Consider the following 14,668-nt stretch of genomic DNA (forward strand, 5'->3'; position numbering starts at 1 on the left):
CGTTCAAGGGCTCGCTTCCTATTTCGGTAGAAATTTATATAATTCAGCTACGATGAACGGAATGATTTATATAGATTTCTGCTTAAATGAGCGCCTCCTGCACGATCCAGCTTCACGCCGACGGTGTTTGGCACGACATCGGCGTCGTCACCCTTTTCGGCGAGCCTGACCAGGGCTGGCGCAGTCGCGCCTATACGGGTTACGACGTCGAATGGGTCGTCCGGCATCAATTCGCCCGCGATGCGCATGCGATGGCGTGCGGCTTTCCGGTCGATCTCGAGCCCCTGATGACGCCCCACTGGCCGATTTTCCTGATCGATTTGTTGCCGCAAGGCTTCGGCCGTCAGGAACTGTTGCGTCGCCTCGATCTGCCGGAAACGGCGGAGGAACGTGCCGACTGGCCGTTGCTGCTCGCGGGGGCAGGCAACTCGATCGGCAATCTGCGCGTCAAGGAAGCCGCGCAGTGGCTTGCCGAGCGCCAGGGGCCGCGACAAGGTTTTACTGACGACGACGTTGCCGCGCGCGGAGACGCATTCAGCGAATATCTCGCCGAACACGGATTCTTTGTCGCGGGCTCCTCGGGGGTGCAGGGCGAGTGGCCGAAACTCCTGCTGACCCGTGCCGACGATGGCCTGCTCTATCTCGATCACACGCTGCCGGACGCGCACGCGGCCGAGCACTATATCGTCAAGTTCGGACGCGGCGCGAACGAGCGTCTGGCACAGATCCTTCGTCACGAAGCGCCCTACATGGCATTGGCTCAGCGGCTTGGGTTGCGCGTGCATGCGCCGCTGATGCTGCGCGATCGGTCGCTATTCATCCCGCGGTTCGACCGCGCGCGCGTCGATGGCCGCGTCGTCCGGTTCGCTCAGGAAAGCATTGCGTCACTGACCGGCAAAGCCGGCTTCGGCGTCGTGCCGAGTCACGACGAGGTGTGCGGGCATCTCGTGCGCCGATGCACCGACCCTCAAACCGAGGTGGCCGAGTATCTGTGCCGCGACGTCGCGAATCTTGCGTTGGGCAACAAGGACAATCATGCACGGAACACCGCATTGCAACGCGACTTCGATGGACGCGTCGCGTTGACGCCGCTTTACGACTTCGCGCCGATGCATCTGCATCCCGACGGCATTGCACGGCGCATCCGCTGGGAAGGCAACGACGGGGGGCGGCCGGACTGGGCGCGGGTACTCGATGCGGTCGTTCGGGCGAGCGAGCCGCACGCGGGGGAGGCGCATGCCGCGCTCGATCGCGACGCATTGCGGGCACGGCTGCAGGCAATGGCACCGCGCTTGGCGGAGATCGCCGATCAGGGCGTCGATCTCGGCCTGGAGCACGATGTGCATGCTTTCCTGAAACCGGGCATCGAGCGGCTCGCCCGCGAACTGGATGCACTGCGCTAGACGGAGGCGACACGATGGACAAACGCTATAACGCGATGTCGCTTCCCGATCAGCTCGCGTTGCGTCGGCAAGCGATCGAGGACGTTCTCGCGCATCCCGAGTGGTCGCTGCGCGAATCCGTGCGTCATCTGAAGCAGACGATGCGGCTGACGAGCGCAGAGATGGCGAAGCTCGCCGGCGTGTCGACGAAGACAATCCAGGATATCGAGCAGGGCCGCAGCGACGGGACGGTACAAACGATGAACCGCATATTCGGCATGCTCGGACTGAAGCTCGGCGTCGTGCGGCGGGCGCCGCAATGACGTACGCGGCGGCATGATCGTCCGCCCGGCGGCCGGGACGTTACTTCACCGCGAACAGCGTCAGGTTCATGAAGATCTTGAACGCATAGCCGAGCGTGACGGCGCCGAGCACGCCGCCCGCCCACAGCACGACGAACCACATCCAGCCGCGCATCCGCATCCGCGGCCGCGGCGCGTCGGGCTGGCGAGCGGCGGAATCAGTGGTGGTAGTAATGCTGGTCTTCATGGCGCACCTTGCCTCGGAATACCCAGTAACCCATCGTCGTGTAGGCGATGATGATCGGGAGGATAACCGCTGCGCCGACCAGCGTGAAGGTCTGGCTCGAGCGCGGTGCCGCGGCTTCCCAGATCGTCATCGTCTGCGGAATCGCATACGGGAACATCGTGACGAGCAGGCCGACGTAGCCGAGCAGCACGAGCGCCAGCGCCAGCACGAACGGCGTCATGTCGTGCCGGTCGCGCACCGCGCGACGCATCCACACCGCGCACCCGGCGACCAGGAACGGCACCGGCAGCAGGCGCCAGAACAGCCCCGAATCGAACCAGCGCTGCGCGATGGCCGGGTCCTGCAGCGGCGTCCACAGGCTGACGACCGCGATGAAGCCGAGCAGCACGACCGTCAGCGGCCACACGACGCGATGGAGGCGCCGCTGCAGGTCGCCTTCCGTCTTCGCGACGAGCCAGCAGCAGCCGAGCAGCGCATAGGTCACGAGCAGGCCGAGGCCGGTCAGCAGGCTGAACGGCGTGAGCCAGTCGAACGCGCCGCCCGCGAACACGCCGTCCTTCACGTCGATGCCCTGCAGGAACGCGCCGAGCGCGATCCCCTGGAACAGCGTCGCGCCGGCCGAGCCGCCGATGAACGCGAGGTCCCACAGCTGCTTCGTGCGCCGCGCCTTCGCGCGGATCTCGAACGACACGCCGCGGAAGATCAGGCACACCAGCATGAAGATCAGCGGCAGGTACAGCGCCGACAGCACCGTCGAATAGACGATCGGGAACACCGCGAACAGCCCGGCGCCGCCGAGCACGAGCCACGTCTCGTTGCCGTCCCACACGGGCGCGACGGTGTTCATCATCAGGTCGCGTTCCTTCTCGTCCGGGAAGAACGGGAAGACGATGCCGATGCCGAGGTCGAAGCCGTCGAGCACGACGTACATGAAGAGCCCCAATGCGATGATCGCGGCCCAGATTACGGTGACGTCCATAGGTTTTCTCGTTTGCGAATATGAAGGGGCTCAGACGGTCTCGATCAGCTCGTCGACGGCCGACATCGGGCGGCGCGCGGTATGGTCGGGGCGCGTGTCGGGCTCGCCGTGTTGCGCGTCGTGCCCGACGTCGGGCAGCGCGGGGCCGGCCTTCATCAGCTTCAGCATGTAGTACACGCCGGTGCCGAACACGAGGAAGTACACGATCACGAACGTCATCATCGACAGGCTGACCTGCTGCACCGACAGCGGCGACACGGCCTGCGCGGTGCGCATCACGCCATAGACGACCCACGGCTGGCGGCCCGCTTCGGTCGTCACCCAGCCCGCGAGCAGCGACACGAAGCCGGTCGGGCCCATCACGAGCGCGAAGCGCTGGAACCACTTCGATTCATACAGGCCGCCGCGGCGGCGCAGCAGCCATGCGAGCGCGGCGAGACCGATCATCGCGAAGCCGAGGCCGACCATGATCCGGAAGCTCCAGAACACGACCGTCGAATTCGGGCGATCCTCGGGCGGGAAGTCCTTGAGCCCGCGGATCTCGCCGTCCCAGCTGTGCGTGAGGATCAGGCTGCCGAGGTGCGGCACCTTCACCGCGTAGCGGGTCGTTTCGGCCTTCATGTCCGGAATGCCGAACAGGTTGAGCGCCGTGCCGCCCTTTTCGGTTTCCCACAGCCCTTCGATCGCGGCGATCTTCGCCGGCTGGTGCTTCAGCGTGTTGATGCCGTGCTGGTCGCCGATCACGGCTTGCAGCGGCGCGAGCACCAGCAGCAGCCACAGCGCCATCGAGAACATCTTCTTCACGCCCTTGTCGCGGCGGCCCTTCAGCAGGTGCCATGCACCCGTCGCGGCCACGACCAGCGCGGCGACGATGAACGCGGCGATCGCCATGTGGAACAGGCGGTACGGGAACGACGGGTTGAAGATGATCGCGAACCAGTCGGTCGGCACGACGCGGCCGTCGACGATCTCGAAACCCTGCGGCGTCTGCATCCAGCTGTTCGACGCGAGGATCCAGAACGTCGAGATCAGCGTGCCGATCGCGACCATCAGCGTCGCGCCGAAGTGCGCGCGCGGGCTGACGCGATTCCAGCCGAACAGCATGATGCCGAGGAAGCCGGCTTCGAGGAAGAACGCGGTCATCACCTCGTACATCAGCAGCGGCCCGGTGACGGCGCCCGCGAAGCTCGAAAAGCCCGACCAGTTCGTGCCGAACTGATAGCTCATCACCACGCCGGAGACGACGCCCATCCCGAACGCGACCGCGAAGATCTTCGACCAGAACAGGCAGAGGGTTTTGTAATACTGCTTGCCGGTCTTCAGCCAGCGATATTCGAGCACGGCGATGAAGCTGGCGAGGCCGATGCTCAGCGCCGGGAAGACGATGTGAAAGGAGACGGTGAACGCGAATTGCAGGCGGGCCAGATCGAGGGCCGAAAAAGCGGTGTCCATACCAGTTGACCGAAGCTGACGATACCCGCCGGCGGGGTGCCGGCGGACCCCGGCCGACGGGGCATCGGGGTTGGCTGGAGTATGTGCCGCGATGTTGCGCCGCGAAATGCGCCAACTCGTCGCAGATGTCCAGCCCCGAACGGGCGGTTTCGGGATAAATCGTTGATTCGTATCAAGATCGCGACGCGCGCCGCGGGTGCCGGCAACGTGGCGGTCTGCCGCATGTGCGGCAATATGGCGCGTCGCATCACGGGAACGACGCGCCGGCGCGGAGTGTGTGCGCCGTGCCGGTCGTGCCCGGATCGGGCGGTGCGATGCATCGGCAAGCGCTGCGCGAATTGCGTACACTCTGAGTCTCGTTTCGGCAGGGCCGGGCGCATCGGTTCCGGTCCGCATTCACTCAGGGCACGAAGATGATCGATTTGCGCAGCGATACCGTGACACGTCCGAGCCAGGCGATGCTGGCCGCGATGACTGCCGCCGAAGTCGGCGACGACGTTTGGGGCGACGACCCGACCGTGCTGCGCCTGCAGGCGGTGACGGCCGAGCGGGCCGGCAAGGAAGCCGGTCTGTTCTTCCCGAGCGGCACGCAGAGCAATCTGGCCGCGCTGATGGCCCATTGCGAACGCGGCGACGAATACATCGTCGGGCAGCTCGCGCACACGTACAAGTACGAAGGCGGCGGTGCGGCCGTGCTCGGCAGCATCCAGCCGCAGCCGATCGAGAACGCGCCCGACGGCACGCTGCCGCTCGCGAAGATCGCCGCCGCGATCAAGCCGCTCGACAATCACTTCGCCCGCACGCGCCTGCTCGCGCTCGAAAACACGATCGGCGGCCAGGTGTTGCCGGACGGCTATGTCCAGGAAGCCGTCGCGCTCGCGCGCGCCCGCGGGCTGGCCACGCACCTCGACGGCGCGCGCGTGTGCAATGCGGCCGTTGCGTCCGGCCGTCCGATCGCGGAACTGTGTGCGCCGTTCGATACCGTGTCGATCTGCTTCTCGAAAGGGCTCGGCGCGCCGGTCGGTTCGGTGCTGGTCGGCAATCGCGCGCTGGTCGAGCGCGCGCAGCGCTGGCGCAAGGTGCTGGGCGGCGGGATGCGCCAGTCGGGCATTCTCGCGGCGGCTTGTCTCTATGCGCTCGACCACAACGTCGAACGGCTGGCCGACGATCACGCGAATGCCGCGCATCTCGCCGCGGGCCTCGCGCGCATCGAGCCAGTGAAGGTGCTGTCGCATGCGACGAACATGGTGTTCGCGCAATTCCCCGAAGCCGATTGCGCGCCGCTCGAGGCGTGGCTCAAGGAACGCGGAATCCTCACGCAGATGCTGTACGCGTCGCGCTTCGTTACGCATTGCGACGTGTCGCGCGCGGACATCGATACCTTCATCGACGCGGTCGGCGCGTATTTCGCGCAGCGGCGCGCGTAAGGCGGAATGCGCCGGCCAGTGGAGGCGCCGGCGCGGCGCGAAGCGGGAGTGGGGCGGCGACGTGGCGGTAGTGCCGCCCGTCTGTCGATATCCGGCGTGCGGGCGGATTACGCTTGCCGGGGCATGTCGGCGGGCGGCGTGCCGTCGCGGAACAGCGCTTTCAGCTGCGTGCGGAGTTCGGCGCTGTCGGTGTGCTGGTGCACCGAGACCGCGTGCTGCACGGCGGCCTCCAGTAGTTCGTTGTCGGAGTCGGCGGAAATCGCGATCGAGCAGTGCATCGCGCTGGGAAACTCGCGGCAGTCGATATAGCGGCGGGACATGATGTTCTCCTCACGGGACAGGGAACGGCCGGGTGTGCTTGATCGGCCGCGCGGCGCGTTCGCGAGGCCGATGAAAAAAGTATAGGCGGCGCGGCGCGGTTGCTCGCCGTCACGCATACCGCACCGCGTGCCGCGCCGGCGACGTCGGTCGCCCGCGGTCACGGCAGCGGCGCGAGCAGCCGGCGCGCCGCTTCGACCACCCGCGCGGACAGCGACGCCATCGTCGGCGACTGCACGGTCCATGCGTGCCAGTACAGCGCGATATCGGTCGGATGCATGGGCGCGAGATCGACGAGCCCCTGCGCGTCGAGCGGCGCGCCCCCGATCAGCGGCTCCGGCACCATCGCGTAGCCGAGCCCGTGCCGCACCGCCGCGAAATGCGCGTGCGTGCCCGGCACGTAATGGCACGGATACGCGCCTTGGGGCAACCCGAATTTCTCCTTCAGGAACGTGGACTGCAGCGTGTCGCGCCGCGAATACGCGACGACGGGCGCATGGCGCGCGCTCGTGCGGTTCAGCCCGCGCGGAAACCAGCGCACCGCGAACGCGGCGGCCGCGAGCAGGCGGTAGCGCATCGTGCCGAGCGGCGTCGCGACGCAGCCGCGCATCGGTTTCGACTCGGTCGTCACGCAACCGACGGCCATCCCGCTTTCGAGCAACGCGAACGTGTGATCCTGGTCTTCGACGATCAGCTCGAACAGGATGCGCTCGCCCGCGAGCACCGACGTCAGGGCGGGCAGGAACCAGGTGCCGAGGCTGTCGGAGTTCAGCGCGATCGTGACGGAGATCGGCGATTCGCGTTCGGCCGCGAGCGTGCTCTGCAGGTCGGCCTGCAGCAGCGCGACGCGGCGCAGGTGCTGCAGCACGCGCTGTCCGGCCACCGTCGGCCGGCAGGGCCGCGCGCGCAGCACGAGCGGCGTGCCGAGGCTCGCCTCCAGCGCGCGCACGCGCTGCGTGACGGCGGACGCGGTCACGTGCAGGCGCACGGCGGCCTGCTCGAAGCTGCCGGTGTCGGCGACGGCCAGCAGCGCGGCGGCCTGCTTCGGATCGATCGTCATCGACATGTCGGCGCAATTCCTGTGAACGTAAGACGAGAACAGGCGGTAGTGTAAGGCAGCGCGCGCGACGCTCCGGGCGCGGCATGACGTCTCGCCGCCGGTGGCGCGCGTGTTTTGAACTACGCTGTATGAACGTGCGCCCCGCGCGCCGGCGATACACGCGGGGCGGGTTGTCCGACCCGCACCCTCCATCCAACCGACACGCCCAGCCGACGGAGCGACTTCGCCATGATCTTCCGGCAACTCTTCGACCCGCAATCGTCGACCTACACGTACCTGCTCGCCGACCGCGCATCGGGCGAGGCGCTGCTGATCGATCCCGTGTTCGAGCAGGTGCGCCGCGATGCGGCGCTGCTCGACGAGCTCGGACTGCGGCTCGTCGCCACCATCGATACGCACGTGCACGCCGATCACGTGACGGGGGCGTGGCTGCTGAAGCAGCGCACCGGCAGCGCGATCGCGATTTCGGCCGCGAGCGGCGCGCAGGGCGCCGACCGCTACCTGAACGACGGCGATCGCTGCGCATTCGGCACGCGCTACCTGACCGTGCGCGCGACACCGGGCCATACGAGCGGCTGCATCAGCCTCGTGCTCGACGACGAATCGATGGCGTTCACCGGCGACTGCCTGCTGATTCGCGGCACCGGCCGCACCGATTTCCAGCAGGGCGACCCGCGCGCGCTGTATCGCGCGGTCCACGGTCGGCTCTTCACGCTGCCGGCCGCATGCCTGCTGTACCCCGCGCACGACTATCGCGGGTTGACGGTGACGAGCGTCGGCGAGGAGCGGCGCTTCAATCCGCGCCTCGGCGGCGATCTCAGCGAGGACGATTTCGCGGGCTACATGCGCAATCTCGGGCTCGCGCATCCGCGCCAGATCGACGTCGCGGTGCCGGCGAACCTGCAATGCGGCGTTGCCGCGAACGCGCCCGACGTGCAGGCGGCGCCCGACTGGGCGCCGCTCGTCTATACGTTCGCCGGGTTCTGGGAAATCGATCCGCAGTGGCTCGAGGATCACCTGTCGGCGGTACAGGTGGTCGACGTGCGCGAGCCGGACGAATTCACCGGCCCGCTCGGCCATCTGCCCGGCGCGACGCCGATTCCGCTCGGCGAACTGGCCGCGCGCACCGGCGAGCTTGCGCGCGACCGGCCGATCGTGACCGTATGCCGCGCGGGCGGCCGCTCCGCACAGGCGACCGTGATTCTGCTGAAAGCCGGTTTCGATGCCGTCGCGAACCTCGGCGGCGGGATGCTGCGCTGGCGCGGCGAAGGCCGCGTCGTGATGGACGGCCGGTCGTAGCGGCGCGGTGCGCGCGGAGCAAAAAAAATCGATCGGTCCGATGTCGAATCGGCCTGGCGCCGTTCGTCGTCAAGGTATCCGATCACGTGGCGCCGCATGACGCGGCGCCGAAACCCTGAGAGACCTCGCGATGATGCCGACGCTATACGCCCATCCCTTTTCCTCCTATTGCCAGAAGGCGCTGACCGCGCTGTACGAGAACGGCACGCCGTTCGCGTATCGCGTGCTCGCGCACGACGATCCGAAGCCGATGCAGGAACTGGCCGCGCTGTGGCCGCTGAAGCGCTTTCCGGTGCTCGTCGACGCGGGCCGCACCGTGATCGAGGCGACGATCATCGTCGAGTATCTCGATCTCTATCATCCGGGGCCCGTGCGGCTGGTGCCCGAGGACCGGCGCGAGGCGCTGGAAGTGCGGACGATGGATCGTTTCTTCGACAACTATGTGTCGACGCCGCAGCAGAAGGTCGTGTTCGATGCGCTGCGGCCGGCGCACGAGCGCGATGCGCGGGGCGTCGCCGATGCGCGCGCGATGCTCGAAACGTCGTACGCATGGCTGGATCGAACGATGGCCGATCGCGAATGGGCGGCCGGCGACCGCTTCAGCCTCGCCGACTGCGGCGCGGCGCCGTTCCTGTTCTATGCGGACTGGACGCACCGGATCGACCCGTCGTTCGCGAACGTGATCGCGTATCGCAAGCGGCTGCTGGCGCGGCCGTCGTTTGCGCGTGCGGTCGACGAGGCGCGGCCGTATCGTGCGTTCTTCCCGCTCGGCGCGCCCGATCGCGACTGACGAGCGCGGCCGCGGTTGCCGGCGCGGCGACGACCTGACCGGCGGCGCGCGCGGTGCGCGATGCCGCCGCGCAGGGCCGGCAGCGCGTGCCCGGGCGTCGTGACGACAGCAGCGGATGCATCGCGGCGCCGTCCCGTTACATCGTCGTGTGCTTGACCGACTGCGCGAGCGTCAGCAGTTCGTCGAACTGCGTGATCAGCTCGAAGCACAGCAGGAACGCGAGCGTATAGGCCGGCGCGGGAAAGCGCCGGATCGCCTCCAGCACCTGCGGCGCGAAGCGCGATCGGATCGCGTCGCGCGTCAGCAGCCACGCGATCGCGATGCCGATCGCGGCGCCGGCGATCAGGTCGGTCGGATAGTGATAGCCGAGATACGCGCGCGGCACGCAGATGAACACGATCGCGTACAGCAGCGCGAACACGCCGGCGCGACGCGCGATGATGAAGATGCCGGTCGCGATCGCCATCCACAGCATCGCGTGATCGCTCGGAAACGAACTCCATGCCTGCAGCGTGGCCGCACGCAGTTCCTCGGACGGGAAGTGCAGATGCAGATCGGGGTTGTAGATCGGCCGCACGCGGAACGGCAGGACTTTCGCGAGCAGCCGGCCGAACGCGAGCGCGACGAGCCCGCTCGCGACCGTCGCGATGACCAGTTCGCGTTGCCGTTCGCGTTCCGGTCCCGGCTGGAACCACAGCCAGCACAGCACGGGGATGAGGATGAAGCCCTTGAACGTATAGAGGCCGGCGATCACGCGGATCGCGTGGTTCATCAGCGGTCCGAACGAGATGTGGGTGAGGAAGACCTGGATCGTGGTGTCGAAATTATTCATGTTCTGCGACCCCGGCGGACACGCAGCACATGACACGCGACCGGCGGGGATCAGGAAGCGCGCTCGCACCGGAGCGCAATGGGGGGCAAGTATGTCACCGGTAATTTCGAAGAAAATGGGAAAAAATACCGGGATTCCCCTGAGAAAACGCGATTTTCCGATGGGGCCGGATTGGAAGCGACCGTGCGGCGCGGTCATGTCGAATCATCTGACGGTTGCGCGCGCATTCGCTGCGCATCGTCGAAAATAATCCGTTGAACTGGACAATTCGGCGGGCCATCGCGGATCTTGCATCGGATGACCGAATGCGCATCGCGTCTCGCGCGGATCTCCCGTGCCGCGCCGGGCCGCGCAGCACCGAACGAAAATAAAAATAAAAAGAAAAGGCGGGCAGGCCGTGTGGGCCTGCCCGCTTCGCATTTGCCAACAGCGCTTGCGCCGGGCGCTGCTCGCGGACTTCGTCGCGATGACGCGAAGCCGTGCCGCTGCGCGTCGAAGGGCGCGACACGCAAGCGTCGTCGTGCGTGCCGTCAGCCGCGCCGGATGCCTTCCGGCAGCGCGCTGATGCGGCGCACTTCGGGCGAGTCGAGCCACGCGCGGGACGTCGCGCAGTCGACGAACATGTCGGTCGCATCGTCGCCCCAAAACAGGTCGCCGTCGAGCTCGAAGGTCGGCACGCCGAACACGCCGTGCGCGATCGCCTGATCGGTGTTCGCGCGCAACGCGTCCTTCACCGGTTGGGCCTCGACGGCCGTCACGCCTTCCGGAAAGCCGACCGCCTCGCACAACGCGGCGAAGCCGTCCGGCGTCGACACGTCCTGGCCGTCGCGCCAGATGTGCCGGAAGATTCGCCGGATCGCATCGGGCGTGTTGCCCATCGCGATCGCGAGACGCAGCGGCCGGATCGGGTTGAACGGATGCGCGGGCGGCATCCGGAACGGGATGCCGAGCTTGTCGGCGCGGTATTGCGCGTGGCGATAGGTGAAGATGCGCTTCGCGGCGATCTCGGCCGGCGCTTTCTGGCCCCAGTGCGTGAGCAGCGCGCCGAGCACGATGGGTTTCGGCTCGTATGCGACGGCAGGCGGCAATGGGTCGAACCGTTCCTGCTGCAGATACGCGAACGGCGAAACGAAATCGAAATACCAGATGGCGGTGCGCGCGGTGTTCATCGAGGGGTTCCCTTGCGTGTCCGGACGGTGGGTGCATGTGCGGCGCCGACGGGCGGCGTGCCGCATGCGTCGACGGCCAGTGTCGCATGCGGCCGCCTTTTGCGCTGCCTCATCGCCGCATGCGCGCGGCCGGCTATGGCTGGGCAGGGCTGTCCGGTATCGCGAATCGGGCGAGACTGTCGCGCACGGCTTGCGCATCGTAGCGCGCGCCCGCGCCACCGAGCGAGACGGTCGCCTTCTGCGCGAGCGGCAACAACATCGCGAGCGCCGCGGCCATCGCCGGCGCGGCGGCCAGCCGCGATATCGGGCCGGACACCGTCAGCGCGCCGACGCAGTCGCCGGCCGCGCCGAACACCGGCACGGAGGCCGACGCGGTTTCCGGGTCGCGCTCGCCGTACGACGCAGCCCACAACTGTTCGCGCACGTCGTTCCAGCGCGCATCGTGCGGCTCGGTGAACGCGAGCAGCACCTTCCCCGACGCCCCCTGGTGAACCGGAAACTCCTCGCCGACCCGGATCGACACGCGCACCGTGCGCGTGGGTTCGACGCGGTAGAGCACCGAGCGCATGTCGCCATGGCGCACGTAGAACGATGCCGTCTCGCCGAGTTCGCGGCTCAGCGTCTCGAGCAACGGTTCGACGACCGGGCCGACCCGGAACGAGCGCTGATACAGTGCGGCAAGCCGCAACGGTTCGTGTCCGACCGCGTACTGGCCGTCGTCGAGCTTGCGCACGAAGCCGCCGTGCTCCAGCGCGGCGAGCAGGCGCAGGATCGTGCTCTTGTACAGCCCGGTGCGGCGCGACAGTTCCGCGAGCGACAGCCGGTCGTCGGTTTGCCCGAAAGCGTGGAGGATCGCGAACGCGCGATCCAGGACGGCGACGCCGCTGGAGGCTTCGGCCGACGCGTCGGGCATTTCGTCGGTGTGATCTGCGGAAGTCGAGGTCGGGGGCACGGCGCGTGGTTCCTTTGGGTGGCGGTCGATCGACTATATCGTTCTGTCTGACAGAACTCAAGTTCCAAAAAATCGCGATTTCACGGGTATACCCCGCTTACAGCCGATGCGACGCGCCTCTAAAGTTCCGTCAAACAGAACGATGTTCTTTCAGATAGAACTGTGAGGTGTCGAATGAGCGTTGCCGGGTATTCGAAGGTGCTGGTCAGCGAGGTCGGGCCGCGAGACGGCCTGCAGAGCATCAAGGCCGTGATGCAGACGGCCGACAAGTTGCGCTGGATCACCGCGCTCGCCGTGGCCGGTCTGCGCGAGATCGAGGTCGGGTCGTTCGTGCCCGCGCGGCTGTTGCCGCAGATGGCCGACGTGCAGGCGGTTGTCGCGCATGCGCTGACGATTCCGGGGCTGCACGTCGCCGCGCTCGCGCCGAACCTGCGCGGCGCCGAAAGCGCGTTCGAGGCGGGGATCCACAAGTTGACGCTGCCGGTATCGGTGACCGAAGCGCACTCGCTGGCGAACATCCGCAAGACGCCGGCGCAGATGATCGACGAGGTGCGCGCGGTCGTCGCGCTGCGCGATGCGCGGTTTCCGTCGGTGCAGATCGAGGCCGGCGTGTCGGTCGCGTTCGGTTGCACGATCGCCGGCGCGGTCTCCGACGACGAGACGATCGCGATGGCGGCCGCGATGGCCGAATGCGGGGTCGACGAGATCGGTCTGTCCGATACGAGCGGCTACGCGAATCCGGCGCAGGTGCGCCGGCTGTTCGTGCGCTTGCAGCGCGAAGTCGGCGACAAGGCCGGCGGCGCGCACTTCCACAACACGCGCGGGCAGGGGCTCGCCAATGTCGTCGCGGCGCTCGACGCCGGCGTGACGACGATCGACGCGAGCCAGGGCGGTCTTGGCGGCTGCCCGTATGCGCCGGGCGCGACCGGCAACATCGTCACCGAGGATCTCGTGTTCCTGCTGGAGTCGATGGGCGTCGACACGGGCGTCGACGCCGACGCGCTGCTCGCCGCGCGCGCGATCCTGCACGCGGCGCTGCCCGCGGAGCCGCTGTATGGCCACGTGCCGGACGCGGGGCTGCCGAAGGGGTTCCGGTACGCGGACGGCCGTGCGCCCGCGGCGGCCCAGCCGGAAGGCTGCGTGACGGGAGTCGCGCAATGAACGATCGCCAACCGGCTTCGCCGCTGCCGTACGAAGGCGTGCGTGTGATCGAGATGACGCACATGGTGATGGGCCCGACCTGCGGCATGCTGCTCGCGGATCTCGGCGCGGAAGTCATCAAGATCGAGCCGATCGCGGGCGACAGCACGCGTGCGCTGCGCGGTTCCGGCGCGGGCTTCTTCGGGATGTTCAACCGCAACAAGAAGAGTCTCGCGGTCGACGTGAAGGACCCGCGCGGTCTGGAGATCGTGCGGCGGCTCGTCGCGACGGCGGACGTCTTCAGCGAGAACTTCAAGAGCGGCACGATGGATCGGCTCGGTCTCGGTTATCCGGCGCTGTCGTCGCTGAATCCGCGCGTGGTGTACGTGTCGCACAAGGGCTTCCTGCCGGGGCCGTACGAACATCGCACCGCGCTCGACGAAGTGGTGCAGATGATGGGCGGTCTCGCCTACATGACGGGCCCCGAAGGCCGGCCGTTGCGCGCGGGCTCGAGCGTGAACGACATCATGGGCGGGATGTTCGGCGCGATCGGCGCGATGGCCGCGCTCGCGCAGCGCGAACGCACCGGCCGCGGCCAGCAGGTGCAGAGCGCGCTGTTCGAGAACAACGTGTTTCTCGTCGCGCAGCACATGATGCAGTTCGCGGTGACGGGGCAGGCCGCGTCGCCGATGCCGAGTCGCATTTCCGCGTGGGCCGTCTACGACGTGTTTGCCGTCAAGGATAACGAACAAGTTTTTCTTGCGGTGGTGTCCGACACGCAGTGGGCGCTGTTCTGCGACGCGTTCGGTTTCGCCGCACTGAAGGACGACGCGCGCCTCGCGACCAACAACCTGCGCGTGCAGGCGCGCGCGTGGCTGTTGCCCGAACTGCGTGCGCGGCTCGCCGTGCATTCGGCTGAGGAGATCGGTGCGATCTTCGAGTCGATCGGCCTGCCGTATGCGCCGATCACGAAGCCGCAGGACCTGTTCGACGATCCTCACCTGCTCGCGACGGGCGGGCTCGAAGCCGTGACGCTGCCGGCCGACGCGAGCAGCGCCGGCCGGCCGGTCGACACGCATACCGCGCTGCTGCCGCTCACGCTCGCGGGCGAGCGCTTGCGGCTGCGTTCGGCGCCGCCCGCGCTCGGTCAGGACACGTGCGCGCTGCTCGGCGAGCTTGGCTATACGCCGGACGAGGCGCGGGCGCTGATCGAAGCCGGCGTCGTCGCCGGGCGGCACGCGCAGGGCGCGGACGACCAATCGACGGGCTTGCCGGCCGACACGCCTTCGCCGAACGAAGTGGCGAGCGCGTAGCGCCGC

Annotated in this window: 16 protein-coding genes; 7 read left to right on the plus strand and 9 right to left on the minus strand. The window is 67.7% G+C overall.

Annotated features, from left to right (window positions below; genetic code table 11):
- Positions 1–86: 86 nt before the first annotated feature.
- Positions 87–1,403: a type II toxin-antitoxin system HipA family toxin gene (locus ACV22V_RS20035; RefSeq protein WP_448015251.1), complete on the plus strand. Its 1,317-nt coding sequence runs from the start codon at positions 87–89 to the stop codon at positions 1,401–1,403.
- Between the two features lie 14 nt (positions 1,404–1,417).
- Positions 1,418–1,705, plus strand: a complete 288-nt coding sequence (locus tag ACV22V_RS20040; protein WP_044848495.1) for a helix-turn-helix domain-containing protein — start codon at positions 1,418–1,420, stop codon at positions 1,703–1,705.
- Positions 1,706–1,745: 40 nt separating this feature from the next.
- Here the strand turns inward: ACV22V_RS20040 and ACV22V_RS20045 are convergent, their stop codons facing one another.
- From ACV22V_RS20045 to ACV22V_RS20055, 3 genes are read right to left on the minus strand one after another with little or no spacing between them, the layout of a single operon-like run.
- Entirely contained in the window at positions 1,746–1,931 is a 186-nt protein-coding gene (locus ACV22V_RS20045; protein ID WP_448015253.1) for a hypothetical protein, read from the minus strand.
- Positions 1,903–2,910: a cytochrome d ubiquinol oxidase subunit II gene (cydB, locus tag ACV22V_RS20050; protein ID WP_059528706.1), complete on the minus strand. Its 1,008-nt coding sequence runs from the start codon at positions 2,908–2,910 to the stop codon at positions 1,903–1,905. The genes ACV22V_RS20045 and cydB overlap by 29 nt, the downstream gene beginning before the upstream one ends.
- Before the next feature lie 30 nt (positions 2,911–2,940).
- Entirely contained in the window at positions 2,941–4,362 is a 1,422-nt protein-coding gene (locus ACV22V_RS20055; protein ID WP_059689301.1) for a cytochrome ubiquinol oxidase subunit I, read from the minus strand.
- Positions 4,363–4,775: 413 nt separating this feature from the next.
- On the opposite strand from ACV22V_RS20055, the gene ltaE reads away from it, so the two are divergent.
- Complete coding sequence (ltaE, locus tag ACV22V_RS20060) at positions 4,776–5,789, plus strand: low-specificity L-threonine aldolase (RefSeq protein WP_059528702.1); 1,014 nt, start codon at positions 4,776–4,778, stop codon at positions 5,787–5,789.
- A gap of 107 nt (positions 5,790–5,896) precedes the next feature.
- Here ltaE and ACV22V_RS20065 read toward each other — a convergent pair whose 3' ends face one another.
- The gene (locus tag ACV22V_RS20065; RefSeq protein ID WP_059528699.1) at positions 5,897–6,109 is read right to left on the minus strand and encodes a DUF1059 domain-containing protein; all 213 of its coding nucleotides are present in this window, start codon (positions 6,107–6,109) and stop codon (positions 5,897–5,899) included.
- 158 nt (positions 6,110–6,267) lie between these two features.
- Positions 6,268–7,173 carry an HTH-type transcriptional regulator ArgP gene (locus ACV22V_RS20070; RefSeq protein WP_448015255.1) on the minus strand — a complete coding sequence of 302 codons (906 nt, stop codon included), beginning with the start codon at positions 7,171–7,173 and terminating at the stop codon, positions 6,268–6,270.
- A gap of 222 nt (positions 7,174–7,395) precedes the next feature.
- Between ACV22V_RS20070 and ACV22V_RS20075 the strand changes: the two genes are divergently transcribed.
- Positions 7,396–8,466, plus strand: a complete 1,071-nt coding sequence (locus tag ACV22V_RS20075) for an MBL fold metallo-hydrolase (protein WP_059528695.1) — start codon at positions 7,396–7,398, stop codon at positions 8,464–8,466.
- Between the two features lie 130 nt (positions 8,467–8,596).
- Positions 8,597–9,256, plus strand: coding sequence for a glutathione S-transferase family protein (locus tag ACV22V_RS20080; RefSeq protein WP_223965370.1), 660 nt, complete (start codon positions 8,597–8,599; stop codon positions 9,254–9,256).
- A 136-nt stretch (positions 9,257–9,392) separates the two neighbouring features.
- On the opposite strand, the gene ACV22V_RS20085 is transcribed toward ACV22V_RS20080, so the two are convergent.
- The 4 genes from ACV22V_RS20085 to ACV22V_RS20100 form a co-directional block, all read right to left on the minus strand.
- Entirely contained in the window at positions 9,393–10,088 is a 696-nt protein-coding gene (locus ACV22V_RS20085; protein ID WP_448015256.1) for a phosphatase PAP2 family protein, read from the minus strand.
- 94 nt (positions 10,089–10,182) lie between these two features.
- On the minus strand, positions 10,183–10,596 hold the full coding sequence (locus ACV22V_RS20090) for a hypothetical protein (protein ID WP_448015257.1): 414 nt from the start codon (positions 10,594–10,596) through the stop codon (positions 10,183–10,185).
- A 22-nt stretch (positions 10,597–10,618) separates the two neighbouring features.
- Complete coding sequence (locus ACV22V_RS20095; protein ID WP_448015259.1) at positions 10,619–11,257, minus strand: 2-hydroxychromene-2-carboxylate isomerase; 639 nt, start codon at positions 11,255–11,257, stop codon at positions 10,619–10,621.
- Between the two features lie 133 nt (positions 11,258–11,390).
- Positions 11,391–12,170 (minus strand): IclR family transcriptional regulator domain-containing protein, encoded by a 780-nt coding sequence (locus tag ACV22V_RS20100; RefSeq protein ID WP_448015324.1) that lies wholly within the window; start codon positions 12,168–12,170, stop codon positions 11,391–11,393.
- 213 nt (positions 12,171–12,383) lie between these two features.
- On the opposite strand from ACV22V_RS20100, the gene ACV22V_RS20105 reads away from it, so the two are divergent.
- Both ACV22V_RS20105 and ACV22V_RS20110 read left to right on the plus strand, forming a co-directional pair.
- Positions 12,384–13,370, plus strand: a complete 987-nt coding sequence (locus tag ACV22V_RS20105) for a hydroxymethylglutaryl-CoA lyase (RefSeq protein ID WP_448015260.1) — start codon at positions 12,384–12,386, stop codon at positions 13,368–13,370.
- Positions 13,367–14,662 carry a CaiB/BaiF CoA transferase family protein gene (locus tag ACV22V_RS20110; protein ID WP_448015261.1) on the plus strand — a complete coding sequence of 432 codons (1,296 nt, stop codon included), beginning with the start codon at positions 13,367–13,369 and terminating at the stop codon, positions 14,660–14,662. Before ACV22V_RS20105 ends, ACV22V_RS20110 begins: the two co-directional genes overlap by 4 nt.
- Positions 14,663–14,668: the final 6 nt, after the last annotated feature.

The organism is Burkholderia sp. AW33-5 (assembly GCF_053427615.1).